A 25,806-nucleotide genomic window follows, 5' to 3' on the forward strand; every position below is an offset into this window, starting at 1 on the left:
CCCCAATACGCCGGCCACGACAGCGCGCCGCGGTAGTGTTTCCGGTAGAACCGCGCCAGCCCCTCCTGGCTCAACCGCAGCGCCGCGCGCCGCGCCTGCGCCGTGCTCGCGCCGACGTGATGGATCGCCTGCGCCTGCGGCACGAAGTATGTCCTCCACGCCGCCCGACGCAGCCGGTAGCATAGATCCACGTCATTGAAGAACAGCGGAAACTGCTCGTCGAACAGGCCGACTTGACGCAGCGCCTTGCGCCGTAGCATCAGCGCCGACGCCATCGGCTGGTCCACTTCCCGCACGGAATCGTAATCCCAGTGCGTCAGCCGATAGCGCCCGAGCGTTTCGCTCCGCGGAAACAGCTGCGCGAGCCCGAGCACATCAGCGAGCAGCGCTCCGGGCGTGGGGAAGCTGCGCACCGACCGCTGCACGCGCCCGTCGGGATGCACCAGCTTCGGCGCGCACGCCCCCGCCGCCGGGTTGGCGTCCATGAAATCGAGCAGCGCGTCTATCGCGCCCGCCAGCACCTGCACGTCGGGGTTGAGCAAAAGGAGCATGTCGCCCGCACTCGCGCGGATCGCCTGGTTGTTGGCTCGCGCGTACTGCTCGTTCCGCTCGTTGGCGATGAGCCGCACGTCAGGAAACTCGCGCGCGACCATATCCGCGCTGCCGTCCTCCGAGGCGTTGTCAACGACGATGATCTCGTGCCGGCGGCTCGGGGGATGATTGGCGAGGGAGGCAAGGCAGTCGCGCAGGTGTTCGCGCGTGTTCCAGTTGACGATGCAGATGGACAGGGCGAGCGACGCATCTGCGTTTTCAGCGGATTTGTGCACCTCTAGTCGCCTGCGACGCTGCTGCGCCCCCGGTCGTAGGGGCGCAGTATGTTTACCCGCCTCTGGCGGGCTGTGCCGTGCTTATTCCCCCTGTTCCGGCTCGAACACCTTCTCGCCGACGACCTCGAGTTCCCCGTCCTCGAGCTTGCGATAGAAGCACGACCGGAACCCCGTGTGGCACGCCGCGCCGCCGATCTGCTCGATTTTCATCAACACCGCGTCGAGGTCGCAGTCCAGGTACAATTCGAGCACCCGCTGCCGGTTGCCGGAGGTCTCGCCTTTGACCCACAGCTTCTGGCGCGACCGGCTGAAGTACGTCGCGTAACCGGTCTCCACCGTTTGGCGAAACGCCTCGGCGTTCATGTATGCCACCATCAACACCTCGCCGGTTCCCGCATCCTGTGCAATCGCCGGCACCAGGCCATCCGCGCCGTATTTCAGTTCAGGCAGTTCCATCTCTCTCCTCTGTCACTCCACCCGCGCCGCCCGCGAGAACCGTACAGCCGGCCCTTACCCCGGCTTCAGCTCCGGCATATCCGGCTCGAAACGCACCGGAATCTGCCGCTCCGCGAGGTGCTGCTTGATCTCGTTGACCGACAGCTCGCGGAAGTGGGTGATGCTGGCGATCAGCGCGGCGTCCGCATGCCCCTCGGTGAACGCCTGAGCGATGTGCTCGGGCGTCCCCGCGCCGCCGGAGGCGATCACCGGAATCGGCACCGCATCCGCCACCGCGCGCGTCAGCTCGAGGTCATAGCCCTGCTTCGTGCCGTCCGCATCCATGCTCGTGAGCAGGATCTCGCCCGCCCCGAGTTCCGCCGCGCGGCCCGCCCATTCCACGGCGTCGAGTCCCGTCGGCTTGCGTCCCCCGTGCGTGTACACCTCCCACGACGGCGACTTCGACTTGACGTCCCAGGGATTGTCGGACACCTTGCGCTTGGCGTCAATCGCCACGACGATGCACTGCGAGCCGAATCGCTGCGCCGCCTCCGAAACGACGTTCGGCACCTCCACGGCTCGCGTATTGATCGAGACTTTGTCCGCCCCCGCCTTGAGGATCTCGCGAATGTCATCCAGCGAGCGCAGCCCGCCGCCCACGGTGTACGGGATGAATACCTGCTCGGCGGCGCGCGCCGCGATGTCCGCCATGATGTCGCGCTGCTGGTGGGAGGCCGTGATGTCCAGGAAGACCAGCTCGTCCGCGCCCTCGTCCGAGTACCGCGCCGCAAGCTCGACCGGATCGCCCGCGTCGCGCAGGTTGACGAACCGCGTGCCTTTGACCACTCGCCCCGCCGTCACGTCGAGACACGGTATGAGTCGCTTGGCGAGCATTGCTCCTATTGCCCTCCGTAGCCGGGGGCGTCTGCCTGCGCCGCGAAGACCTCCGCCGCAATCTCCGGCGGCAGGTCGCCGGTGTACAGTGCGCGGCCGACGACCGCCGCTTCGGCCCCCGCGCCGGCGATGGCCTTGATGTGCTCGCGCGTGCCGATGCCACCAGCCGCAACGACCGGAATCGCTAGCGCCTGCACGAGTTCGGTCAGCGCCGCGACGTTGTGCCCCTCCAGCGTGCCGTCATGCAGGATGTCGGTGTAGATGATTCGCCGCGCGCCCAGGGCTTCGAGTCGCCCCGCGAAATCCACCGCCTTGATCTCGGTCACTTCTTCCCAACCCTGCGTCGCCACCATGCCGTCGCGCGCGTCAACCCCTGCGACAACCGCGTCCCCGAAGCGCGAGAAGAACTCGCCCGCGGCCTCCTCGCTCTCCGTCAGCGCGGTGCCGACGATGGCTCGATCCGCGCCAGCGCCCAGAACCTGCTCCACGGCCTCCGGCGTCCGCATGCCTCCCCCGACCTGCACCGGGCACGCCACCGCGCCGCACATCGCCGCGATGGCCTCGAGGTGCATCGGCTTGCCCTCGCGCGCGCCGTCCAGATCCACGACGTGCAGCCGCCGCGCCCCCGCCTGCTCCCAGCGCTTCGCAACCTCTACGGGGTTATTCGCGTACACCGTCTCCAGGCTGAATCGCCCCTGGAACAGCCGCACGCAGCGCCCGCCGCGCAGGTCTATCGCAGGTATCACATACAACTGCAGGCCTTTCCGGCTTCCCCCGGGTGGGGCTACCATCCTCGCGTGCTTCTGTGGTGGCGCAACCGTCTCGGTTGCGGACCCGGTGGGGCGACCGTCCCCGGTTGCCAACCTGCGGGCATCCTCTCCGCGTTTTGTCCGCTCTGGCCGCATCTGCGGCTCAGGACCTCTGCGGTCGCTCCTGCCACTCGAATCCCGGCGGCTCTGTCGGCCCTTTCGGGTATGCCTGCCGCGCGAAGTTCTCCAGCATCCGCAAGCCCACGCGCCCGCTCTTCTCGGGATGGAACTGGCACGCGAACACGTTCCGCCGCCCGACTGCCGACACAAACTCGATCCCATACGTCGTCGTCGCGCGCACAACGTCGGGTTCCTCCGGCACGGGCGCATAGGAATGCACGAAGTAGAACATCGAGCCCTCAGGTATGCCCGCCAGCACCGGGTGCAGGTTCTCGATGCGAATCGAATTCCACCCCACGTGCGGCACCTTGAGCCCCGGCCCAGGCGCCTCCAACGACGGATCGGGCTTGGGTTTCCCGAAGTCCTCGGGGATGGGGTCCCACGCCGGCGCCGGCCCTGATCGCTTCACCTTGCGTGCCACAGGCCGCTCCGTCGGGCCCAGCACCGGCTTGGCGAACGCCGGCCCGGACAGGCGCCTGACCCGCCCACGCAGGATGCCCAGACCCGGCACCTCTCCGAACTCTTCGCTCACCTCAAACAGAAGCTGCAGGCCCAGGCATATCCCCATGAACGGCTTGCCGTCCTCGATAGTCTTCCTGATGACGGCCTCCAGTCCAGTACGGTCGAGCGCGGCGATCGCTCTCGCGAACGCGCCCACCCCAGGCAGAATCACCGCCGGGGCCTTGAGCACCAGCGGCGCATGGGACGTGACCTGCGCCGGATAGCCCAGCCTGTGCAGCGCCTTCTCCACGCTGCGCAAGTTGCCCATCCCAAGGTCAATAATGGCAATCACGAGGGTCCGCTCCGTCACTACCAGTATATTGGCTGCGCCGGAACCCCGTCAAGCGAACAGGACAATGCAGCGGACCGCCAGTATCCTGCCTCTAGCCCGTCGAGAACGGCTCAGCATGACGGTGGCAGACAATAAGACCTGGGATTTCGACGACGTCGCCGACGAGTACGACTCGTGGGTCCACGGCGATTGTCCGGTTTACGCTCGGTATGATGAGGTGCTTGACGCGGTTGTCGCCGCGGCAAGGGTCTCAGCGGGAAGCCGGGTGCTCGACCTCGGAACCGGCACCGGCAACCTCGCACTGCGCTGCCTCGCGCGCGGCGCCGCGGTCATCGGCCTCGACCCGTCGGAGCGCATGCTGGCAAACGCGCGCGCCAAGACCCGCGGCAATCCGAACGTCGGGTTCCGCCAGGTGGATAATCCCTTCCTCAGCATCCCGTATCCCGATGCGTCGTTCGACGCCGTGGTCAGCACCTACGCCTTTCACCACGTCTCGCATCGCGTGAAGCCGGATGCCGTGCGCGAGATGCTCCGCGTGCTGAGGCCGGGCGGGATGTGGGCCATGGGCGACCTGGCTTTCGCAAACGCCTGGGAGGAGCAGAATGCGTTGCGGCAACACGACTGGCTTGAGGATGAATACTTCATCCGCATAGACGAAATGCGCGGCCTACTCGTCGAGTTAGGCGGGGAACTCCGCGCGCAGCAGTTCACCGGCGTCACCTGGCTGCTGTGGGCCGAGAACGCCGGGCGTCATTCCAGCGGCGCAGGCTCTTGCTCGACCGGGGCTTCCTCTTCCGGCTGCGCTTATTCGATGGGCTGAGGCGCTTCCTCCGGCGTCTGCAGCACAGTAGGGCGTTCTGCCGCGGGCTGCGGCCCTTCCAGCCGCCACACATACCCGCGGATGCTGAAGGCCAAGCTCTCCGGCGGCTCCGACGGAGAGCCCTCCAACGCCCGCGCGCCCGGAAGCCACCCGCCCCGAACGGCGCTAATCAGCCGGCCGAAGATGCCTCCCAGAAGCTCCTGCTGGGGCTGCGACAGATCGCCGTACGCCAGCGCATCCCCCTGCGACGCGCGGGCGATCTGGCTTTGCGTCAGTGTCAGCATCAGCCGCGCCGCATCGAGCCGCTGACGCTCGGAGTACAGGACTCTGTTGGCGAGATCTTCCGGAGCCGGCAGCAGGGGCGCTCGCTGCGCCGGCCGCAGTACGTACACCTGTCCCACCTTGCGCCACTCGTAGCTCATCTGCCGGCATAACGCGTCGAGCGCCTGTTCCAGCGGAACCTCCTGCATCACCAGGTTGATGCGGACATCATTCGCAGGCGGCTGAAAGACGATCGGCACCTCGGCGAGCCAGCGGAATTGAATGACTGCGTCCGCCGCCGCCACATCCTCGAAGGACAGAGTGATCCGCCGCTCCTGTGCCCAGGCCGGCGGCACGAGCAGAAGATGCGCCACGGCCACCGCGACGATGAGCAACCCCAGCGCGCGCACCGTTGCCAACCTACCCCCTACGATACTGCCGCACCCCTGCCTCATAAACGTCGCCTCCGTGGCAATCGTTTGCCACGATCACGGGAAAGTCCTGTATCTCCAGCCGATGAATCGCCTCCGTGCCGAGGTCGGGGTATGCGACCACCTCCGCCGCAACGATATGCCTGGAGAGAAGCGCCCCCGCGCCCGGCGTCGCCGTCAGATACACCGCGCGGTACTCGCGCAGGGCCTCGCGCACCTCCGCCCCCCGCGCGCCTTTGCCGATCATCGCCTTGAGCCCCTGCGCCATCAGCCTCGGCGCGTAGGGATCCATCCGGCTCGCGGTGGTCGGCCCGGCGGAACCGATCGGCCGCCCCGGCGGCGCGGGTGTCGGCCCGGTGTAATAGATGATCTGACCCTCAAGCCCGACCGGCAGCGGCTGTCCGTTATCCAGCGCCTCCACCATCCGCCGATGCGCCGCGTCCCGCGCCGTGTAAATCACGCCGGTTATCGTCGAGCGATCGCCCGCGCGCAGCGCTTCCACTACCTTATCCGCCAGCGGCGGCGTGAGCTTGTGAATCTGCGACATTGCCCCGCTCTTCCCACGGCGCCCGCGCGCCCTGTCCGCTATATCACCGCCTCGGCATGCCGATGCGCGTGGCAGTTCAGGTTGACCGCGACCGGCAGGCTCGCGATGTGGCACGGGAACGTCTCAACGTGAACCGCCAGTGCGGTCATACGGCCCCCCAGGCCGCCCGGCCCGATACCGGTGTCATTGACTGCACCGAGCAGGCGCTGCTCCAGAGCGGCCGCGTCGGCGTCAGGGCTCGGCTCGCCAAGCGGCCGCAGGAGCGCCTCTTTCGCCAGCATGGCGCACCGCTCGAAGTTGCCGCCGATACCAACTCCGATCACCAGCGGTGGGCATGCACTGGCGCCCGCGCGCTCGACGGTCGTCACGACGAACCGCACTATGCCCTCGACTCCATCTGCGGGCCGCAGCATCGCCAGCGCGCTCATGTTCTCCGACCCCGCGCCCTTGGGCGCTACGATGACGCGCATGCGGTCCCCGGGAACGTGCTTGAGATGGATGATCGCAGGCGTGTTGTCGCCGGTGTTTTCGCGCCGCAGGGGACTTGCGACCACCGACTTGCGCAACAGTCCCTCGGTGTAGCCCTGGCGCACCCCGGCGTTGACGGCATCGGCGAGCAGCCCGCCGGTGACGCAGACCTCCGCGCCCGCCTCGACAAACACCACCGCCACCCCGCAGTCCTGACACGCCGGGAGGCTCTCGCGCTCTGCGAGGCGGGCGTTGTCCAGCAGTTGCGCGAGGATCTCCTTGCCGAGCGGGGACTCCTCCTGCTTCGCGGCGCGCTCGAATGCCTCAATCAGGTCGGGCGGCAGCCGGCGGTTCGCCTCGACGCACAATCCTGCAACCACCCCAATGATCTCGGCCGCAGCTACTTCGCGCACGTGCATCCTCCGCGCGCGATTATACCAACATCAACCGGTCAGTGAAAGACCTCCGGGGGGCGCCGTCAGTTGCGGGAGTTTGACTTCCGCGCGGTACCTGCCATATAATCCCCTATCATCGCCGACGTCGGCCGCGAGGCGTTCATGCGCAGTCCCAGCACCGGTTCCCGCACGTTCTCGATGGGCGAGTATCTGCTCGCCCGCTATCGCCGCTTGCGCCCCAAGCTCGCCTTCCGCGCGCGAAACGAACAGGAATGGCGCGAGTGGCGCGCCGAGTTCTCGCACGTCCTCGCCGACCTCATGGGCGAATGGCCGCGCCGCTGCCCGCTCGACGCGCATGTCGTCGAGCGCGTCCAGGAAGACGGCTATGCTCGCGAGAAGGTCATCTTCAACGCCGAGCGCGACATGGCCGTCGTCGCCTACGTGCTAGTCCCCGACGGCATCAAGCGCGGCGACAAGCTCCCCGGCCTGCTCTGCGCGCACGGACACGGCAACGGCAAGGACGACGTCTGCGGCATCCATCACGGCGAGCATTCGCGGATCATCAATATCCAGAGCCACAACTACGATTACGCGCGCCAGTTCGTCCGCCGCGGATATGTCGTCATCGCCCCGGATTGGCGCGGCTTCGGCGAGCGGCGGCTGGGCTATGACTTCCCCGGCCGCGACGGCTGCAACGTCGCCTTCATCAAGGCCCTCAAAATGGGCCTCAATCCTTTGACCCTCAACGTGTGGGACGCCAAGCGCTGTCTCGATTACCTCCAGCAGCGCCCCGAGGTGGATCACTCGCGGCTGGGCTGCCTCGGGCTCTCCTACGGCGGCACGATGACGCTCTTCACCGCCGCGCTGGACGAGCGCGTCAAGGCGGCGATCATCAGCTGTTATCTCAACGAATACGGCAGCTACGCGATCACCCTCGGCAACTTCTGCGGCTCGCAAACCGTGCCGGGGCTTCTGCAATACGGCGAAATGGCCGATGTCGCCGCGCTCATCGCCCCGCGCCCGCTGCTGGTGGAGATGGGCAAGCTCGACGACGGTTTCCCGATCGAGCATTCCCGCCGCGCCTATCGGCACGTGGCGAAGGCCTATCGCGTACTCCATGCGCCGGACCGGCTGGCATGCGATGAGTTCGACGGCGGCCACAGGTTCAGCGGCCGCCTCGCATTTGATTGGATGGACACATGGCTGAAGGACATCTCGTAACCTGGCGCACACCCTGGGCGCTGCCCGGCCAGTGGTTCCGTGGCGTGCTGCACGTGCACACCACGGAGTCCGACGGCGCGCTCGATCCGGCGGCGGCCCTTGCGTGGTACCGCGAGCACGGCTATCACTTCGCGGCCATTACCGACCACCGCAAGCTCACCGATACCTCGGATCTCGGCGGCGATTCATTCCTCGCGCTGCCGGGCATCGAGTTGAACGCGGGCGAAACCGAGATCGGCGGTGACTATCACGTCGTCGGCCTCGGCGTGACACGGGAGCCGGCGCTGGAGCCGGACGCGGGCGCGCAGGCCGCGATTGACGCCGTCCGCGACGCGGGGGGGGAGGCGATACTCGCGCATCCCTACTGGTCGGGCGCGCACCTCGGCGACCTGCTGCCTTTGGAAGGACACCTCGGCATCGAAGTCTTCAACACGACATGCGAGGAGAGCATCGCCAAGGGCCTGTCGGCCGTGCACTGGGATGGGCTCCTGGCTCGCGGGCGCCGTCTGTGGGGCGTGGCCGTGGATGACGCTCACTGGCGCAGGCCGGATCATGGCGAGGGATGGATCGTCTTGAAGGCGCGCCGCCTTGACCGCGACGCGGTGCTGCAAGCCCTGCGCGACGGGCACTTCTACGCCACCCGCGGCCCGCGCATCACCGGCATCGAGATCCGCGACGACGCGGTGCATGTCACCTGCTCCTCGGTGGCGGCAATTACATTTGTGTGCGATAATTGGCGGGGCAGGCGGTTCCGCGCCGACGGCGGGGGCGGCATCAGCCGGGCGGAGTTCGCGCCGCCCGCGGGCGTCCGCTACGTGCGCGTCGAGTGCGCGGATCAGCACGGGCGCGTCGCCTGGAGCAACCCGATATACTGGCCGCCGTGGATTCAAGCCCCCGGCGCCGAAGCTCACCATCAACCGAGCGAGACCGACCGATGAAGTTCGCGATCTGCAACGAGATGTTCGAGGAATGGCCGTGGGAGCGCGTGTGCGAGGTCGCCGCGCAGGTCGGCTACGACGGCATCGAGGTCGCACCGTTCACACTTGCGGAATCCGTGAACGATCTCTTGCCCGACTGGCGGGCACGGCTGCGCCAGCAAGCCGAGGACGCCGGTCTCGAAGTCGTCGGCCTGCACTGGCTCCTGGTATCGCCCAAAGGGCTTTACATCAATCATCCCGATGCCGACGTCCGCGCGCGCACCGCGCAGTATCTGGCGGACCTCGCTGATTTCTGCGCCGACCTCGGCGGCCGGATCATGGTCCTCGGCTCGCCCAAGCAGCGCAACGTCGCCGAGGGGCTGACCTTCGAGCAGGCGTGGGACCTCATCAAGGACACCCTGGGGGCGGCGCTGGAGCGGGCCGCGGCGCGCGGCGTCACCATCTGCCCCGAGGCATTGTCGCCCCAGGAGACGAACTTCATCAACACGGCGGCGGAGGCGCGCCGGTTCGTCGAGGATGTTGCCCACCCGAACCTGAGAATGATGCTTGACGTCAAGGCGATGTCCTCCGAGGGACGGCCGATCCCGGACATCATCCGCGACCACGGCGACCTCCTCGCGCACGTCCACGCCAATGATGCGAACATGCGCGGCCCGGGATTCGGCGACACCGATTTCCGGCCCATCGCGGAAGCGCTGCGCGATGTCGGCTACGACGGATTCATCTCGGTCGAGGTCTTCGACTTTAAGCCCGACCCGGAGACCATCGCCTCGCGCAGCCTGGCGTACTTGAAGGAGGCATTCGCAGCATAGGGCACGTGTTGCCCCCGATGCCGCAGCCACTCCAGGGCGCGCCGCGTGTCAACACGATAGCGAAGGAGCGCAGCAATGAAGGAAACCAAACTCAGGGCCAGCGCGGGACCGCATCATCGCCACCAGTGCCCGCTGGTCACCCGCATCCCGTGGTCGGGCGATCCACCGCCCGCGGCGTTCGGCATCACCGACCTCACCGCGAACCATACCGCGCCCGCGCAGCTCTTGCCCGGCCTCGCCGGCGCAGGAGAGATCTGCTTCGCCTGGGTCGTCGAGGACTTGGCGCCAGATCACGCGCGCGAGTTCTTGCTCACGCCCGAGGCGCCGGAAGCTCGGCCCGGCGTCGAGTTGGTCGAGGCCGGCGCGGGGCGCCTCGAGGTCAACATTGATGGTGGGCTTTTCACCGCGTACAACTTCCACAGCGACCTCGCCCGCCCCAACCTCCATCCCTTGTGCGGGCCGGGCGGCCGACACATGACGCGCGACTACCCCATGGCCGACGGGCCGGCCGGCGAAACGCGCGACCACGTCCACCACCGCTCGGTATGGATCGCCCACGGCGAGGTCAACCACGCCGACAACTGGAGCGAAGGCGAGGGGCACGCATGCACCGTCCACCGCGAATTCGCGCGCACGGAGGCGGGGCCGGTGATGGGGGCGATTGAAGCGCTCTCCGACTGGGTCACCGCCGACGGCAAGCGGTTGCTCAACGAGCGTGCCGAGTTCGCATTCTACAATCTCCCCGCCGAGTGGCGTTGCTTCGACCTCTCGGTGGATCTCACGCCGGCGGAGGGGGAGGTGCTGTTCGGCGATACCAAGGAGGGCGGCATCTGCGCCGTGCGCGTCGCCAGCTCCATGGATGCTTCGGGAGAAGGGCGCATCGAGAACTCCTACGGCGGCACCGACGAGGACGAAACCTGGGGTAAGCGCGCCCACTGGTGCGATTATTCCGGCCCCGTCCGCGGCGAGATCGTCGGCATCGCGGTGTTCGACCATCCCGACTCATTCCGCCATCCCACCTACTGGCACGTGCGCAACTACGGGCTGATGACGGCCAATCCCTTTGGGCTGTCGCACTTCTATGACGACCCCGCGCGCGACGGCAGCCATGTGCTCAAGCCGGGCGAAACCATGTCGTTCCGCTATCGCATCTACCTCCACCTCGGTGACGCGGCGGCGGGCGCGGTGGCGGAGAAGTATCACGATTTCATCAACCCGCCGCACGTGGAGGTCGTATAGTCGCGCACGTCGAACCGTGCGCGGACGAAGCCGCTGGCGGTCGTCACTCGCGGCGACGGTCGGCGGCCGGCTCGGGCGCGCCGTCGGCGTTGCCCGGCGCTGTTGTGCCTCGTGCGCCGGGTCGCCGCGGCACCTCGCCTGGGCCATTGAGCCGAACATCGCCGAATCTTGACTGAGGCAACCGGGAGGAACCCATGAATCTCAAGCGCTTGACGCAGATCTGCGATAAGATTCGCAGCGATTTCGATGCCAAGGACGCGGCCCGCGAGAAGGCCCTCGCACTGTCTCGCGAGGTCATCCGCAACAGCGCCAATGCCATCCGTGGCGTTCACCGCGGCGAACTCGGCGAGGCGCGCAAGCTCATCGCCGCCAGTTCCCGCATGCTGGCTCAGGTCAACAAGGCGCTCAAGGGCCACCCCGACATCCACTACGCCGGCTTCGCCCAGGACGCCCAGAAAGAACACGCCGAGGCCTGCATCACCCTCGCCCTCGTGCACCGCGAGCAGATCCCCGACCCCGACGAGTTGAAGGTCGACTACCCCGCTTACCTGCTCGGCCTGTCCGAGGCGGTAGGCGAACTCCGTCGCCACGTCCTCGACGAGATGCGCGGCGCCGAGCCGAGTTGGGGCGAGGAATTGCTCACCGCGATGGACGACATCTACTACCTCCTGGTCTCGTTCGACTACCCCAGCGCCGTTTCCGGCAACCTCAAGCGCGCCACCGATGTCACCCGCTCGATCATCGAAAAGACCAGGGGGGACGTCACCAACGCCCTGCGCCAGGAGCGCCTCGAACGCGCTATGCGCCGCCTGGAGAAAGACATCGGCGCCGGTGACCAGTGAGGAGTAACCACCACCCGCGCGCGCGATGACGACGGGCGGTTCGCACCGTCGCCTGCCCCTGACTCGCGCGGACGGACACCCGAGCGCGAAGGCAGACGTGGCGACCGCGCCGGCCCCTGCACGAGCAGCAACAACGCATGACACCCGCTTACGCGCTGTCTCTGGGGGCGTCCCGCCGCCGCAACGCCAGATACCGCTGCTGGCGCACGGCGTCAGTCCGTGCCTGAGCAGCCCTCGGGTCCCGGCCCAGGCGCAGCAACGTGTGGCGCAGCATCTCCAGGCTTGCCTCGAACTCCGCCTGGACGACCTCCTCCGCCCCTTCTCGGTACATGGCGTCAATCTCCTCTGTCGGGTGCACGCGGGCGAGGATCGGCAATCCGGGGCTGATGCGCTTGAGGCTGCGAATGGCCAGCCGCGTCGTCATCGCGTCGGGCAGCGCCAGCACTGCGAGGCAGCTCTCCTTGGCGCCAGCCGCCTCCAGTACGCGCGCGCTTGCGGCGTCGCCGTACAGCGCCGAAATGCCGCGTTGCCGCAGCTCCGCTACGATCACCTGGTCGAAGTCCACTACCGCGAACGGTGCGCCGTCCTGCAGCAGCATCTCCCCGACGTGTCGGCCGACGCGGCCGTAACCGCAGATAAGCACCGGCCGCTCGCCGCCGCAGGCGTAAGCCGCGTCGTCCTGCGCCGCTTCGAGCGGCACGTGCTCCACCGCCCGCCGCGAGCGCAGACGTTGGTACAGCGCGTCACCGGCGGCGAGTAGCGCCGGGCTCGCCAGCAGCGTGATCAGCGCGACGGCCTCGACCAGGGACAACTGCTCTCGCGTCAGCAGGCCGCTGCGGTAGGCCAGCGTCGCCACGACGAATGAGAATTCGCCGATCTGGGATAGGCCCAGGCCCGCAGCTGAAGCGGAGCGCATGTGGAAGCCAGCGGCCAGGGCGGCAACAAACACGATCAGCGCCTTGCCGACAACGACAGCGGCAAGGACGCTTATAGCCCAGCCCGGATGCCGCAGCACCGCGCCCGGCTCGAACAGCAGACCGAGCGATACGAAGAAAATTATGGCAAAAAGGTCGCGCAGTGGCGTCACGTCCGCCAGCACCTCATGGCTGTAGTCCGATTCACTGATCATGAGGCCCGCGATAAACGCCCCCAGCGCCAGCGAGAAACCTAGCAGTTGACTCCCCCACGCCCCCCCGAAGCACAGCGCGGCGGCGGTCACCACGAAGACCTCCTTCGTATAGCCACGCGCCACCACGCTGAACAGGCGCGGTATCACCAAACGGGCGAGCACATACACCGCAATCAGAAACGCCAATCCTTTCCCCAGCAACACCGCCATCGCGTCTGCCCCGAATGCGCGTGTCCCCGTCAGAACCGGTAGCGCTCCCACCATCAGCACCGCAGCCAAGTCCTGCACCAACAGGACCGCAATCATCAGCCGCCCCTGATTCGTATGCAACTCGCCGCGCTCCCCGAGTAGCTTGACCACGACCATAGTACTGCTCAGGGCTAGAGCGAACCCAAGTATCAGCGACGAATCGGTATCCCACCCCCACGCTCGCCCCAGAGCGTACCCGAGCCCAACGCTAAGCGCTAGTTGCAGCGGCCCCGCCACCAGGCTCGCAGACTTCAGTCGAGTCAGAGAGCGCACGGACAAATCCACGCCCAGCGTGAACAGCAGCAACGCGACCCCCAGCTCCGCCATGCCCATAACCGCATCCAGGTCCCTGACCAGATTCAGCCCGCCCGGCCCCGCGACGACCCCTGCGACGAGATACCCGGCGACCACGGGCAGCCCTAGCCGCCGCGAGATAAGAGCGCTCGCCAGACCCACACACAACACCACTGTTAGGTCGCGTACTGCCTCAACGCCCGTCATCGTCGCACACCCCCACGGCAAGATAGACCAAGCTCGTCGCCTGTGCCGATTGAAACGCCTCCTTACTATTCCCGCTCGACTGTATGCGCCCTGTCGCTCACGAGCCAACCTTCATCGCTACGTTAGCCCGCGTTGCCTGCAGCACTGACCCCGCCGGGGCAGGCGGCGCCTCGATGCTTCTTTTTCTTCCGCCGCGCACCGAACGGCGCCACGCCGACCACGACTGCAGCGCGCTGCGCTCCGGCAGTTCCCGACAGCGACGCCGCCGCTTGCTGCCGTGGGCGCCACACGCGCCTCCGCAACGAGCATGTCACTTCCGACAGGAGTGCAGCCGGCGAGGGCGAAAGTAATCACGGCCAGTTGCAGGGCCGCGCCCAACGGAGCATCCACTCGGCCCTGGCATTCGATGCAGTCCGCCAAGATGCGCAGCGCATTCCGACGCTGCGCGCGACGACTCTGTTGGCCGGGAGGGACTATCATCGGCGAGCAGACTTACCGTGAACTCTCAGCTCTGGGGGGCCGCTCCTTCGGCACCCTGCGGGATCGCCAGCGCGTCAGCCTGCATGCACTCAAGGCGGCGGCCGTGGCGCTGCTCCTCCTGCTCATCGCCGCCGTGCTCTACTACAAGTTCGCGGAGCATTACGAACTCGTTGACGCCGTCTTCATGACCATTATCACCATCTCGACCGTTGGCTATCGTGAAGTGCGGATGCTCAGCCCGGCCGGGAAGATGTTCACCGTGTTGTTCATCCTCGGGGGCTTGGCCACGGCCACCTTGGCGCTGCGCTATGGTGCGGAACTCGTCGTCGGCGGACAGCTCCTCGACTTCTGGGGCAGGCGGAGAAGAATGAGAGCCATCGAAAAGCTGGAGAATCATCACATCGTCTGCGGCTACGGGCGCATGGGCCAGGAGATTATCCGGCAGCTCATACGCCACGGCGCCCAACTCGTCGTCATCGAGCGCGACCCCGACCAACTCGCCGAACTCAGCGATGCGGGAGTTCCGTTCGTTGCCGGCAATGCCACCGACGACGAGATGCTCATGCGCGCCGGCATCAAGCGCGCCAAGAGCCTGGTCGCGGTGTGCTCGAGCGACGAGGACAACTTGTTCCTTACGCTCAGCGCGCGCGCGCTGAACCCCGACCTCTACATCGTCGCTCGCTGCGCCGGCCCGGGCGCGAGCGACAAGTTTACCCGGGTCGGAGCGAACCGGGTCATCTCGCCGTACGTCACCGGCGGCCGTCAGATGGCCGCGGCGCTCGTCCGCCCGGTGCTCGTCGATTTCCTCGACCTCTTCCTGCGAGCTGAGGAAGTGGACGTGGATCTCGCTCAGATCACCATCGGGCCGCAGGCGCGTTTTGCCGGGAAGAAGCTCGCCGACGCGGCGATCAGAGAACAGAGCGGCGCCGGGATCATCGCGGTGCGCGGGCCCGACGGCCGATTTCATACGAACCCGACGCCCGACTACATCCTCGAAGCCGGCGACATGTTGATCGCACTCGGCACGCCGGACCAGCTCACCCGCCTGGAGCGCCTCGCAAGCGGCAGCGACACCGCGTGATCGCCGCGCGACACCCCGGTTGTCATCAAGGGTAACCCATGCATCGAGTGCGTCGAGGATTCTTTGCACGGATACCACCTTGCCCGGCGCCGAGCCCGGTCGCTGTGACCTCAGGATAACCGCGACCGTTCCCGCCGGCAAAACGGTCGCCCATGAGGTCCTGAGCGGACAGGTACTCGCGACGTCGGAGGGGAAAATCGAATCCGACCTTCCCGCTGGAGAATGGCAGGTGGCGGAGTTCTCGCGCTGAGCCAGGCGCGTCAGGCGCCCCGACCGGGCGCTCGGCCGACGGTTCGTGTCCGTTGCTTCGATGTAGCGCGTCAAACAGAGGCGGCAGGAGAAACCCGTGAGCGCGCCAATTGACGTACGCAAGCTGCCGGGGGCCGAGGAAGTGACGCTCGTGCGTGATGCCGGGTACTTCCCGGTGCTCGCAGTGCTCGGCAAATGCGAAGTCGTCGCCATCCTGCGCGGGGGCGCCGGGCACCTGGGCCTGAAAGGCCGCCTGGAGCTGGTGCGCTCGCGCGATGGCGGACACACATGGTTGCCGCCATCAGTTGTCGCTGACAGCGACCGCGACGACCGCAACCCGGCCGTCGGCGTCACGCCCGAGGGCACGCTCGTCGTCGCGTACCACCACCAGGGCTCCTACAACGAGCAAGGCCGCTACGATCGTAAGATCGGCATCATGGACACCCTGGTCATCCGCTCGCATGACGGCGGCCACAGTTGGGAGCATCCCAGAAAGCTCGACTTCGAGCCGCTCAACGGTCGCTCGCCCTACGGGCCGATGGTGAACTTCCCGGACGGCACGCTCGGTATGTGCATCTACGGCATGCCGATGGACGACGAGCGCCCGTGGGACGTTCCTCAGTACCATACCTACCTGCTGCGCTCGCCCGACGGCGGCCTCACCTGGGGCGCCCCGTCGCTCGTGGCCCAGGGCTTCAACGAAACCGCTTTCCTCCGCTTCCCCGACAGCGAACTCATCGCCGGCGTGCGTTCGCCCGACCGCCCGCCCAATGTCCACGTCAGCAGATCGGCCGACGACGGCCGCACCTGGTCGGCGCCCGCGCCGGTCACTGAGTCGGGTGAGCACCCCGCGGACTTCGCCCTCCTCTCCAACGGCTGGGTGCTGCTGACCTACGGCCACCGCCGCGAGCCGTTCGGCGTGCAGGGAATAGTCAGCCGCGATCGCGGCCGCACGTGGGACCGCACTCGCACGCTCATCTACAACGACGATCGGCCCGGCGGCGACTGCGGGTACCCCACGACGGTCCGCTTCCCGGACGGCACGATGCTCACAGCCTACTACTCGGCGGGCGACCACATGGACTCCTATCGCCTCGACGGGGCGTTCGCGGCCGGCGTCCTCTACGCCGAGCAGGAACTCCTGTCCGCGCTTGAGTAACCGTGAGTTCCCGCTCTCACGGCGTTGCCAATCCCCCGGATGCGGCAGGATTCGGCCGCGGGTGCGGCGAAGCGCGGAGCCGAGTCGCTTGTCCTCGGCGCGGCCGCGCCGCGCGCGACTGTGCTGCGGCACGATCCTGCGAGACATGAGGTAGCATCCAGATGAAGTCAGATTACGGAGTCGGCGTTATCGGCTGCGGCGGAATGGGCACCTCGCACGCGGGGTATTTCGCCGCGCTGCCGGATGTCGAGGTGGTTGCTTGCGCCGATAGCGTCGCGCCAGCGGCGCAGCAGCTGGCGCAGCAGCACGACGCGCGGGCGTACACAGATCCCGAGGAACTCCTCGACGATCCTCGCGTCACCATCGTCGCCATCTGCACCCCGACGCCCTTGCACGCGGATCTCATCGAGGCCTCCGCGCAACGCGCCAAGCATGTGTTCTGCGAGAAGCCCATCGCCCGGACGCTTGCCGATGCCCGGCGCGCGATTGACGCCGCGAAGGACGCCGGCATCTGCCTCATGATCGGCCACGTCCTGCGTTTCTTCCCGGAATACGCGATGGCCAAGCGCCTGCTCGACGACGGCACGGTTGGGCGCCCGGCGGTCGTCCGCACCACGCGCAACAGCGGCTACCCTCGCGGCGCTGGCGACTGGTTTGTCGACCCCGACCAGAGCGGCGGCGTGATGGTTGACATGGTCATCCACGACCTCGACTTCCTGCTGTGGTGCTTCGGTGAAGCGGAGCGCATCTACTGTAAGGCGCTGACATACCACGGGCCGGAGGCGACGGATTACGCGCTCGCTACGGTGCGCTTCAAGAGCCGCGTCATTGCTCATATCGAAGGCAGCTGGGCGCACCCACCTGGAACGTTCTTTACCAAGCTCGAGATCGCCGGCGACAAGGGCCTCCTGGAATACGACAGCCAGGCCGCGTCGCCGCTCCAGGTCTGGAAGAAGGCCGTCGGCGACGAGAAAGCGCCCGGTGTCGTCGTGCCCGAAAGCCCTCTCGCTGAGAGCCCGTACCAGATCGAGATCTGCGAGTTCATGGACGCGGTGCGCACCGGCCGCGATCCGTGCGTCACGCCGCAGGACGCGTACAACGCGCTCGAGTTGGCGCTCGCCGCCTTGGAGAGCGCCCTGCGCGGGGAGGCGCTCGCCCTGCCGCTCGCTCACTAGGCCGGGCGTCGCCGCACACCGTCACACGCAACGCAGCCGCTTTTGACTGTGCTGCCAAAACCGGAGGAACGAATGGTCAAGATCGGCATACTCAGCTTCGCCCACATGCACGCCGGTAGCTACGCGCGCTGCCTCAACAGCCTGCCCAACGCGCAGCTCGTCGGCATCGCCGACGATGACAAGCAGCGCGGCAAGGAGATGGCCCGGCAGTTCGAGACGACCTGCATGGATCGCGACAAGCTGCTCAAGCAAGTGGACGCCGTCATCGTCACCGCCGAGAACGCGAGGCATGCGGACTGGGTGCTGCCGGCCGCCAAGGCCGGCACGCACGTGCTGTGCGAGAAGCCCATCGCGGCGGACGTCGCCGACGGCAAGCGCATTATCGACGCGTGTACGAAGGCCCGCGTCAAGCTCGGCATCGCCTTCCCGTGTCGCTACATACCCGGCGTCCTGCGGCTCAAAGCGCTCTGCGACAACGGAGACCTCGGCGAATTCCTCGCTGCCCGGGGCACCAACCGCGGGCGCATGCCCGGCGGGTGGTTCACCGTCCCCGCGCTGTCGGGCGGCGGCGCGGTGCTCGACCACACCGTTCATGTCGTGGATCTCATGCGGTGGATACTCAAGGCCGAGATCGTCGAGGTGTACGCCGAGGTTGACCGCCTGATGCACGACATCGAGAGCGACGACTGCGGCACCCTCACTATGACGTTCGACAACGGCGTCTTCGCCACCCTCGATCCGAGCTGGTCGCGCCCTAAGACCTATCCGACCTGGGGTGATGTCACGCTGCAGATCGTCGGCACCAAGGGCGCCGCGGCCGTTGACGGCTTCGGGCAGAAACTCGACGTCTACGATGACCAGCGCGGCGGCGTGGCCTGGAATTACTGGGGCTCCGATGCTGACCTCGGCCTCGTCGCGGACTTCGTGGACGCGGTGCAGCAGGACCGGCCGTTCGGTATCACCGGCACGGACGGCCTGCGCGCGCTCGAGGTCGCCATGGCCGCCTATCGCTCCGCCGAGGAGAAGCGCCCGGTGGGGATCGAAGAAGTGCGCTGACGGCGCGGGACGACGTGGAACAGGCGCCGCGCCTGTTGTCCCGCGCGCGCGCCGAGTGCCCCGCACACGCCACGCAAGCCGGCCGCGGATGTCCTGCCCGACGCCCCGCGCGTCTCAGAACGTCCCGTACTTCCTGACCAGTTCCATCACGTGCGAGTACTGCGCGAAGCTGACGTTGCTCGGCACCGAGTGGTCGGAGTGGTAGATGTACCCCCCGCCCTTCTTGCCGACCGGGATCTTGGTGCTGATCTCCTTCTCGATGACTTGGGGATCGGAATTCGCCATCGCGCGCACGTCAACGCCGCCGAAAAGGGCCAGGTCGCGACCGAATTCCCGCTTCAGCTCGACGATGTCCATTCCCGACTTCACCTCCAGCGGCTGCAGACAGTCGAGGCCGGCCTCGATCAGGTGCGGCACCAGGCCGCGTACGTTGCCGCAGCTGTGCAGGATCGTCGGCATCCCGTTGCGGTGGCAGAAGTCGTACAGCCGCTGCTGCGACGGGAACTCCAGCTCGCGAAACGCGGCCGGTGAGAACAGCGACGCGTTTCGATACCCGAGATCGTCGAACATAAAGGCGCCGTCAAACTGGAAACCCCGGCGGATCATCTGCTCCGCCCCGGTGATGACCAGGTCCACCGTCGTCTCGAACATCTCTCGCACCCACGCCGGGTCCTCCGCAATCGCCATCAGCAGCCAGTCCGAGCGGATAAAGCCTTGCGTCCGGTCATAGCCGATCGCGCAGCTCAGGCATACGAACGCCCCTCGCTCGCGCGCCTCGCGGTTGGCCTGCAGCGCCTTCTCCCAGTCCACGCGCTTGTCGTTCCACGCCAGACGGTGCTTGTGCTCGTCCCACGTCCGACGATCCCGAATCGTGAAGTCAATCAGCTCCGGCGTTGACTCGTGATCCTTGAAGTTGCGCCGCGTCGCCCCGTTGGCGTCGCGCGCGATGGTGTAGGTATCGGTCTCCTCCACCACCTCGTGCGGGAACTGGAATGAGATGTCCGGGCCCTGGCCCACGAGTTCATCGTAGCCGAAGAACTCCCCGGGGGACTTGCCCTCGGGCAAGCCCTCCCGCCGCCAGCGGTTCACCGTATGTCCCCACGGGCTGTCGTGGATCGGGATGCGATCCGCCTCCTTGTGAGTGAGCGCTGCAAGGTACCGTTCGCGAGAGGTCATTCACTACTCCGTTCACGTGTGCTGCGTGATGATAGCACAAGGGAATGCGGACGACAACCGGTCTTTCCGAGGGCGGCCGCGCGAGCCACAGCGCAACGTGCACTCTGCTGCCGCCGGCCCTCACAGCCGTGACAGGAGGGCCGCTGCGCTCCTGATTGTCCGGGGCATGGCAGGCAACAAGCACCGCAGTATCGAAACCAACAGTGGTCAGCGAGCCGGTCCCCACAAGGCTTCCCGGTGACAGGCTCGCACGCAGGCACGGTCGAAGCACGAACCAGTGGAGGGTGAAATGTTCCGAATCGGAGTCGCCGTCGCAGCAGTGTCCGTCGCGCTCGTGATTGCAGCCGCCCCCGCGGTGGCGCAAATCACCATCCCCGCGCCCATCCCTGTGCCCGGAGCCGGGCAGCAGGCCACGCCCGTCGTGTCGTACATCTGGTACGAGCCGTCCCGCGACGAGGTCGAATCAGGCAAGGGGGTCGAACTGTCCGCCGTCTTCGGCTTCCTCGGGCCCGTCAAGGGCCGAATTCAGTGGACCTGGCCGCAGTCCGGGGACTACTCCAACCTCGGCCTCGCCGGCATCATCGGCTGGGGCAGCCCGATCTACTTCGGCGCGGGTTACGGCCGTACCGGCGGCCACGAGACGTCCCCGGTGTCGCGCGACGTCAGCGAGTATCAGTCCTACGCATTTGCGGGTCTGACCTCGCGCAGCCAGCTCTACTCGCTCCTGCTCGAGGTGGAACGCAGCTTCGGCGATGAATTGAAGGGCACCACCCTCAAGGCCGGCATTACCATGTCGTGGTAAGGCCGCCCGCTCGAGCAGACGCCCACAACTCGTAGGGGCACAGCCTGCTGTGCCCCTACCGTTCCCTTCCGCAATCTCGCGACGGCCTCCGATCGCCTCGACGCGCACGCTTGCGTGGCTGCGTCGGAGCCGGACGCTTGTCCTCACTCCTCCAGCCGTTGGCGGCGCAGGTCGAGGTCCATCGGGCGCACCGGCTCGCCCGGCCTGAGCAGCTCAATGCCCGGGAAGACTTCGAGATGCACTACCGACCGCCCGTGAATCAGAGCTGAACCGTTGACGCCGGCGCGGTGCAAGCGTATCGCGCGTCCCGCGCCGGGCGTCTCGATGATGGTCCGCTCCGCGTGGTACAGCCGCCCGAGGAACCGCTCCGCGTCTCCGACGGTCGCACGCCGTGAACCCCCGGGTTTGCCCACGACGTCCGCCGCGTAACTCCGCAGTAGCCGCGGCCACAGGCGCCGGAACAAGTCCGGCCGGTAGAACAGATCGGCGCAGATAATCCTGTCGCCTCTCGCGATCACGACTCCTATCACGTTTGGCGCTGCCGAGGGGACGTCGCTCAACACCGACACGTACGGCGCGAGCTTCTGCTGCACGTGACGGCTCTCGTATACCGACCTAATCGCCCCCGTTGCGCTCGGCGCCTCGAGCCGCTCTTGCTCCCGGGCGACCTCAGCCCACACCGCCGATTGGTCCTGCTTGAGACGCGCCGTCCGCCGCACCGTCATCGGCGCGTTGAACTCCATGACCCGGAATCTCGCGTCCGGCGCGGCCGCGGTCCACCGGTGCGCCTCGACGCAGAACACCGGCACCTGTGCCTTGCTCCGCGGCGCGAGCAGCACGTCCTCCGCGACCGTGCGGTCCTGCTTGGCTCCGCCTATCATCTCGCTCGCCATGAGGAACACGTAACGGTCCGACCGGTTTACTGCCAGCACTTGATTGACCGACCCGCCGCCCACCTCTTGGATGACGAGCAGGCCCCTCGTCAGCGCCTCGTCCATCGTCAGCACCGATCCGAAATCGCCGATGTGAGACGCAGCCACGGGGAATACCGTCAGGTTGCCGTGGGAGTGGGGCGCGAGCACCGTCGCCCTGTGCAGAAGCGCGGTCAGCGGATCCTCGACTGCAATGGGCTTCCTGACGACCTCCGGCAACGGCGTCGGCTCGATGCGCGCCACCTGCTGCGGCCCGCCCGGCTCGGCCGCGGCCGTGAGTAACAGCCCGCCCGCCATCAGCGCCGCGGCCGCCAGCGTCCATACAACGATCCATTTCAGCCGCCTGCTCAGCTTTACGGACTTCATTTTCCCCTCCATTCCGCTCGCCGCCGACAGAGCATGCGCCGCAGGCGGACGAACGTGCTCGCTGATGTATTTGACTCCGGGCAGGCCGCGGAAGTTCCGCGACGGTTGGCGGTCTATGGCAGCGATGCCCCCGAGGCGAGGAAAGGCCCCGCGGAGGAGACCGGCATCAATACTGCGGGCGTGAACGAGGAGGGCGGGTGAGATCCGGTGCCCTCTGGCTCTACGGAACGGGTGAGAAGGAGTCAGCCGACAGCGGAGAGAGGAAAGGAGGAGTGCCTGGCGTGACGATGGGCCAGAAGAACGGCATCACCGGCCGCGGCGGACGACCCACAATGACAGGCGGCCAGTAGGGCTTGACGGAAGCGAAAGCGTGAACTGCGTAGCCGGCCGGCTCGCGCACCGCAACCGCCACCGGCGGCGACCAATGCTGTGGCGCCTCGTCGGGATGCTTGAAATGGCTCACGATCTCCCGCAGTTCGGGATCTGCGAGTGTGAGCGGTGCAGGCGTCACAGCCGGCGCGTCACAGCCGCCGCCGGATGCGGACGTTTCGACCTCCTCGCCTGCCGCTGTCGCCCCAGCCGCTATCAGACAACCAGCGGTTAGCAAGACCGCGAATCCGATTCTGAAGATCATAGTCCTCCCCACGCACATCGTACGGTCCTGATAGCCCCCTCGCGTGCTGGCCGTCGTGCTGAATCTCTTTGGCCAACGCCGAAGCGCAGCGTCGTGCGGGCTACGTTACATCACCGGTTCCGCGTCGCAGGGGGCAGCCGCCCTGAGCCTCTTGGCCGAACCAGGTTCTGCTCCTTCGCCGGCTCCCTGGGCAGCCAGGGGAACTGAGGACCTTCCCCAGGCTTGAAAGCCATGTCCGGCGGCCGCTGCGGCAGGAACAGCATCCCGTAGATGGTCTTGTCGAAATCCGGGTTCGGCACGAAGGTCCACGGGCCGGGCGGATACGGCTTAACGTGCCAATACGCGTAGCGCCCTGGGTGCACGTAGTACGGCGGCGGGAGGATAATCGGCTCCCAATACCTGGCCCCTGTCGCGGGATCCCACACCCACCGGCCCGGACGCTGCGGCTCGATTAGCCGCGGGGACGTTCGCCGGTAATCGTGACGCAGCGCTGCTCGCTGCGGCACTGCCTGCGGCTGATCGAGCGCAGGTTTCGGCGGCGGTGGAGGTGGCGGCGGAGGCGGAGGTGGCGGCGGAGGCGGAGGAGGCGGCGGAGGCGGAGGAGGAGGCGATGCCGTTTCCTTTGCCGCGGGCGGCTCGCTCTGCTCATCCGCAGCTCCGATAGTGGCCTGGGGGCTGCTCGCGCTCATTGTCACGAGAAACACGAGCGCGACCCACGCCCAGACAAGCGGCGCCGCGTGCTGCTTCATGACGTACCTCCACGAGGATCCGCGCCTGCGTTGGCATCCTGCAGTCCGCCCGAATCCTCATGCCTATAATACCCCGCTGCGGCGCAAAGTCAAGGGACGAAATGTCGGAAGGAATCGCCGCCCGGCAGAGCCACCCATTAAGTAGGGGCGATGTCCCCCCGACGACCTCCCGGCCGTCAGCACCGCCCCATCCCGGATGCCCTGTCGGCGACCACATCCGTCCCCGGATCGCGGCGCATCCGGGGGCGGCGCGGCCTGACCTTGATCGGTTGCCCCCCTTGCTTGGCAGCGCGCCCCTGGTTGCCGGCCGTTTCCCTCGCGCGGCAAGTAGCCGGACCGTGCGCGCGCCCGAGCAGATCAGCATAGCGGCTCTATAAGCTAGTATGACACGTGACGAGAAAAGGTAACACGATTCCTGAGCGGGCACCGGGACGCAAAGGGGAAGGGACGTGTCGAATCCCATAGAGTCTCGTGTATTACCGCAGCGCCGGTAATACACGTAGACTCTTCCGGACGAGGTTCGTTTGGGAGGTGCCCCGCCGTCCCTCGCATCCTTCCCTATAGAGTCTCGGCTATTAGAGTGCCAGCCCAGACTCCATGGGAACGGGATTCGTGAGCGTGATCCTCTCGTCTGCGGGCCTTCCGGTGATACACGAATCCCGGCAATGCACGAACCTCGATAGGTGGGGCGATTGGCCCGGCGGCCGGCGTCGATGATGTGACACGGGTTGCTAATACAGGAGGTCGTCGAGGCGCGCGCCGACCGTCACGCGGTACAACCGCTCTGCCGTGTCCGCGCTGACGTGCAAAGGTGGCCTGACCTCCACCGACCTCCAGTAGCATCTCCGCGCGAGGTGGCGCAGACCGGCACGAACGAAGATGTCTCCCCCGATCTTCTGCAGCGCGGGGAACCAATGACGTGCGCCGTCGGTGAGGGCCTTGCCAGCGAGGAACAAGGTCTCCCGCGCCGCCCACAGGCTCTCGTTCTTGCGGCCCGACTTGGCGAGAGCCGTTCCCAGTATCGCGTAGTAGAACGGATTTCCCGACTCGGTCTTCTCAGCCGCGCGCAGATGGTCGAACGCATCTTTCAGCCGCACCCTCCCGAAGGTGTGAAGGTGCGCCATGTTAATCAGGGCTCCGCCGAATGCCTCGAGTTCCAGGGCGCGCGCGAAGCAAGACTGCGATTCGTCGAACGCCCCGCCGTGGAAGTAGCGGAAGGCCCCGAGAGCAGTCCACAATCTGGACGATCCCGGCCGGGCCCGGATCGCTCGCCGCAGGGCCTTCTCAGCATGTCGGCACCTGGTCCGGTGGTAGGGCGTGCCGCTCGAATCCTGAGTGTCGCCCCACATGCGCATGCCGAGACCGTCGTCGAGCACGAAGCTGGCGGCGTACGCTCCCGCGCCTTGCTGCCAATGCCCCTGCGTCCACAGCAGTTTCCCGAGCTGCCAGTAGCACCGCGCCAGATCCGTCGCCACCGTCGTCGGGAATGGCAGCTTCCCGCGCCGCGTGCACTTCCGCATGATCCGCCGCGCCCGGCTCAGGCGCATCTTCACCGCCCCCACCGATAGATCCAGCAGGTACGCTATCTCGCGCAGATCCGTGTCGTGGTAGAAACGCAGTACCGCCGGTATCGCCAGCTGCGTCGGGAGCGATGCCACCGCCTCGCACAGCCGCGCGGCCGACTCGCGCTCTTCGAGCGCTGCGACGGGAGTCAGCTCGGTCAGCATGGGCGATGCCCACCGCGACTCGCTGGTCCCCTTCAGCTCCGCCGGCGCGTGACGCCGCGCTCGAAGCAGCTCGTGGGCCACATTGCCCGCTATGCCCAGCAGCCACCCGACGAAGCTGCACGATGGCCAGTAGCTGTGAAGCCCTTCGTAGGCGCGCAGGAAGGTCTCCTGCGTCGCGTCGAGAACGGCATCGGAGCTGTGCAGCCGGCGGGAGAGATACCGCTCCACCTGCGCGCGGTACCGCCGCACCAATTCATCGAAAGCGGGGCCGTGGGAATGGGTCAGGGTCTCGTGTACGAGGTCGGCGTCGCGCCACGTCGCCAGCGAGCGCGCCCGTCGCTCAACACGGGACGCCGCACCGGACAGGCCGGAGCTTGCGTGATCTTCGCTGCGCATCGCGCTCGTATCAGCAGACATGGTTCCTCGGAGAACAGCCGCACACGGTTTCCTCACGGGGTTCTGTGTCGCCCCGCGCCCTCCTCTATGGAT

At 67.1% G+C, this 25,806-nt stretch carries 26 protein-coding genes; 12 read left to right on the forward strand and 14 right to left on the reverse strand.

Annotation, left to right across the window (positions count from 1 at the left end; all coding sequences use genetic code 11):
- From JSV65_11955 to hisH, 5 genes are all read right to left on the reverse strand, one after another.
- Nucleotides 1-827, reverse strand: an 827-nt coding sequence (locus JSV65_11955) for a glycosyltransferase family 2 protein (GenBank protein ID UCH33284.1), incomplete at its 3' end; no start/stop codon positions are given.
- Between the two features lie 81 nt (nt 828-908).
- Nucleotides 909-1,283: a phosphoribosyl-AMP cyclohydrolase gene (gene hisI, locus JSV65_11960; GenBank protein ID UCH33285.1), complete on the reverse strand. Its 375-nt coding sequence runs from the start codon at nt 1,281-1,283 to the stop codon at nt 909-911.
- A 54-nt stretch (nt 1,284-1,337) separates the two neighbouring features.
- Nucleotides 1,338-2,156, reverse strand: a complete 819-nt coding sequence (hisF, locus tag JSV65_11965) for an imidazole glycerol phosphate synthase subunit HisF (GenBank protein ID UCH33286.1) — start codon at nt 2,154-2,156, stop codon at nt 1,338-1,340.
- 5 nt (nt 2,157-2,161) lie between these two features.
- Entirely contained in the window at nt 2,162-2,908 is a 747-nt protein-coding gene (hisA, locus tag JSV65_11970) for a 1-(5-phosphoribosyl)-5-[(5-phosphoribosylamino)methylideneamino]imidazole-4-carboxamide isomerase (GenBank protein UCH36769.1), read from the reverse strand.
- Nucleotides 2,909-3,068: 160 nt separating this feature from the next.
- The gene (gene hisH, locus JSV65_11975) at nt 3,069-3,878 is read right to left on the reverse strand and encodes an imidazole glycerol phosphate synthase subunit HisH (GenBank protein UCH33287.1); all 810 of its coding nucleotides are present in this window, start codon (nt 3,876-3,878) and stop codon (nt 3,069-3,071) included.
- A gap of 115 nt (nt 3,879-3,993) precedes the next feature.
- On the opposite strand from hisH, the gene JSV65_11980 reads away from it, so the two are divergent.
- Nucleotides 3,994-4,698: a class I SAM-dependent methyltransferase gene (locus JSV65_11980; protein ID UCH33288.1), complete on the forward strand. Its 705-nt coding sequence runs from the start codon at nt 3,994-3,996 to the stop codon at nt 4,696-4,698.
- Here JSV65_11980 and JSV65_11985 read toward each other — a convergent pair.
- The 3 genes from JSV65_11985 to JSV65_11995 are packed head-to-tail and all read right to left on the reverse strand — an operon-like array spanning nt 4,683 to nt 6,824.
- On the reverse strand, nt 4,683-5,378 hold the full coding sequence (locus JSV65_11985; protein ID UCH33289.1) for an STN domain-containing protein: 696 nt from the start codon (nt 5,376-5,378) through the stop codon (nt 4,683-4,685). The two genes, JSV65_11980 and JSV65_11985, sit on opposite strands and share 16 nt — an antisense overlap.
- Before the next feature lies 1 nt (nt 5,379).
- Nucleotides 5,380-5,937 (reverse strand): Fe-S-containing hydro-lyase, encoded by a 558-nt coding sequence (locus JSV65_11990; GenBank protein UCH33290.1) that lies wholly within the window; start codon nt 5,935-5,937, stop codon nt 5,380-5,382.
- A gap of 38 nt (nt 5,938-5,975) precedes the next feature.
- The gene (locus JSV65_11995) at nt 5,976-6,824 is read right to left on the reverse strand and encodes a fumarate hydratase (protein UCH33291.1); all 849 of its coding nucleotides are present in this window, start codon (nt 6,822-6,824) and stop codon (nt 5,976-5,978) included.
- Nucleotides 6,825-6,962: 138 nt separating this feature from the next.
- Here JSV65_11995 and JSV65_12000 point away from each other — a divergent pair, with 138 nt between their 5' ends.
- The 5 genes from JSV65_12000 to JSV65_12020 all read left to right on the forward strand — a co-directional run bounded on the left by JSV65_12000 (nt 6,963) and on the right by JSV65_12020 (nt 11,852).
- A complete protein-coding gene (locus JSV65_12000) occupies nt 6,963-8,021 on the forward strand; it encodes an alpha/beta fold hydrolase (protein UCH33292.1) in 1,059 nt (352 codons plus the stop codon).
- Nucleotides 8,000-8,959, forward strand: a complete 960-nt coding sequence (locus JSV65_12005; GenBank protein UCH33293.1) for a CehA/McbA family metallohydrolase — start codon at nt 8,000-8,002, stop codon at nt 8,957-8,959. Before JSV65_12000 ends, JSV65_12005 begins: the two co-directional genes overlap by 22 nt.
- Nucleotides 8,956-9,771 (forward strand): sugar phosphate isomerase/epimerase, encoded by an 816-nt coding sequence (locus JSV65_12010; protein UCH33294.1) that lies wholly within the window; start codon nt 8,956-8,958, stop codon nt 9,769-9,771. The genes JSV65_12005 and JSV65_12010 overlap by 4 nt, the downstream gene beginning before the upstream one ends.
- 75 nt (nt 9,772-9,846) lie before the next feature.
- Complete coding sequence (locus JSV65_12015) at nt 9,847-11,010, forward strand: PmoA family protein (GenBank protein ID UCH33295.1); 1,164 nt, start codon at nt 9,847-9,849, stop codon at nt 11,008-11,010.
- A 194-nt stretch (nt 11,011-11,204) separates the two neighbouring features.
- Nucleotides 11,205-11,852: a haloacid dehalogenase gene (locus JSV65_12020; GenBank protein UCH33296.1), complete on the forward strand. Its 648-nt coding sequence runs from the start codon at nt 11,205-11,207 to the stop codon at nt 11,850-11,852.
- 148 nt (nt 11,853-12,000) lie between these two features.
- Here JSV65_12020 and JSV65_12025 read toward each other — a convergent pair whose 3' ends face one another.
- Nucleotides 12,001-13,731, reverse strand: coding sequence for a cation:proton antiporter (locus tag JSV65_12025; GenBank protein UCH33297.1), 1,731 nt, complete (start codon nt 13,729-13,731; stop codon nt 12,001-12,003).
- Nucleotides 13,732-14,314: 583 nt separating this feature from the next.
- Here JSV65_12025 and JSV65_12030 point away from each other — a divergent pair.
- The 4 genes from JSV65_12030 to JSV65_12045 all read left to right on the forward strand — a co-directional run bounded on the left by JSV65_12030 (nt 14,315) and on the right by JSV65_12045 (nt 18,931).
- Nucleotides 14,315-15,292, forward strand: coding sequence for a potassium channel protein (locus JSV65_12030; GenBank protein UCH33298.1), 978 nt, complete (start codon nt 14,315-14,317; stop codon nt 15,290-15,292).
- A 346-nt stretch (nt 15,293-15,638) separates the two neighbouring features.
- Nucleotides 15,639-16,700 carry an exo-alpha-sialidase gene (locus JSV65_12035; GenBank protein UCH33299.1) on the forward strand — a complete coding sequence of 354 codons (1,062 nt, stop codon included), beginning with the start codon at nt 15,639-15,641 and terminating at the stop codon, nt 16,698-16,700.
- A 161-nt stretch (nt 16,701-16,861) separates the two neighbouring features.
- Nucleotides 16,862-17,875 (forward strand): Gfo/Idh/MocA family oxidoreductase, encoded by a 1,014-nt coding sequence (locus JSV65_12040; GenBank protein ID UCH33300.1) that lies wholly within the window; start codon nt 16,862-16,864, stop codon nt 17,873-17,875.
- 72 nt (nt 17,876-17,947) lie between these two features.
- The gene (locus JSV65_12045; protein UCH33301.1) at nt 17,948-18,931 is read left to right on the forward strand and encodes a Gfo/Idh/MocA family oxidoreductase; all 984 of its coding nucleotides are present in this window, start codon (nt 17,948-17,950) and stop codon (nt 18,929-18,931) included.
- Nucleotides 18,932-19,045: 114 nt separating this feature from the next.
- On the opposite strand, the gene JSV65_12050 is transcribed toward JSV65_12045, so the two are convergent.
- Nucleotides 19,046-20,107, reverse strand: coding sequence for a hypothetical protein (locus JSV65_12050; protein ID UCH33302.1), 1,062 nt, complete (start codon nt 20,105-20,107; stop codon nt 19,046-19,048).
- 289 nt (nt 20,108-20,396) lie between these two features.
- Here JSV65_12050 and JSV65_12055 point away from each other — a divergent pair, with 289 nt between their 5' ends.
- A complete protein-coding gene (locus JSV65_12055; GenBank protein UCH33303.1) occupies nt 20,397-20,909 on the forward strand; it encodes a hypothetical protein in 513 nt (170 codons plus the stop codon).
- A gap of 143 nt (nt 20,910-21,052) precedes the next feature.
- On the opposite strand, the gene JSV65_12060 is transcribed toward JSV65_12055, so the two are convergent.
- On the reverse strand, nt 21,053-22,207 hold the full coding sequence (locus JSV65_12060) for a hypothetical protein (GenBank protein UCH33304.1): 1,155 nt from the start codon (nt 22,205-22,207) through the stop codon (nt 21,053-21,055).
- 54 nt (nt 22,208-22,261) lie between these two features.
- On the opposite strand from JSV65_12060, the gene JSV65_12065 reads away from it, so the two are divergent.
- Nucleotides 22,262-22,408: a hypothetical protein gene (locus tag JSV65_12065; protein ID UCH33305.1), complete on the forward strand. Its 147-nt coding sequence runs from the start codon at nt 22,262-22,264 to the stop codon at nt 22,406-22,408.
- A gap of 19 nt (nt 22,409-22,427) precedes the next feature.
- Here the strand turns inward: JSV65_12065 and JSV65_12070 are convergent, their stop codons facing one another.
- From JSV65_12070 to JSV65_12080, 3 genes are all read right to left on the reverse strand, one after another.
- On the reverse strand, nt 22,428-22,841 hold the full coding sequence (locus JSV65_12070; protein ID UCH33306.1) for a hypothetical protein: 414 nt from the start codon (nt 22,839-22,841) through the stop codon (nt 22,428-22,430).
- A 110-nt stretch (nt 22,842-22,951) separates the two neighbouring features.
- The gene (locus JSV65_12075) at nt 22,952-23,347 is read right to left on the reverse strand and encodes a hypothetical protein (GenBank protein UCH33307.1); all 396 of its coding nucleotides are present in this window, start codon (nt 23,345-23,347) and stop codon (nt 22,952-22,954) included.
- A gap of 974 nt (nt 23,348-24,321) precedes the next feature.
- A complete protein-coding gene (locus tag JSV65_12080; protein UCH33308.1) occupies nt 24,322-25,734 on the reverse strand; it encodes a sigma-70 family RNA polymerase sigma factor in 1,413 nt (470 codons plus the stop codon).
- Between the last annotated feature and the right edge of the window lie 72 nt (nt 25,735-25,806).

The sequence above is a fragment of the Armatimonadota bacterium genome, from assembly GCA_020354555.1.
GTDB lineage: Bacteria > Armatimonadota > Hebobacteria.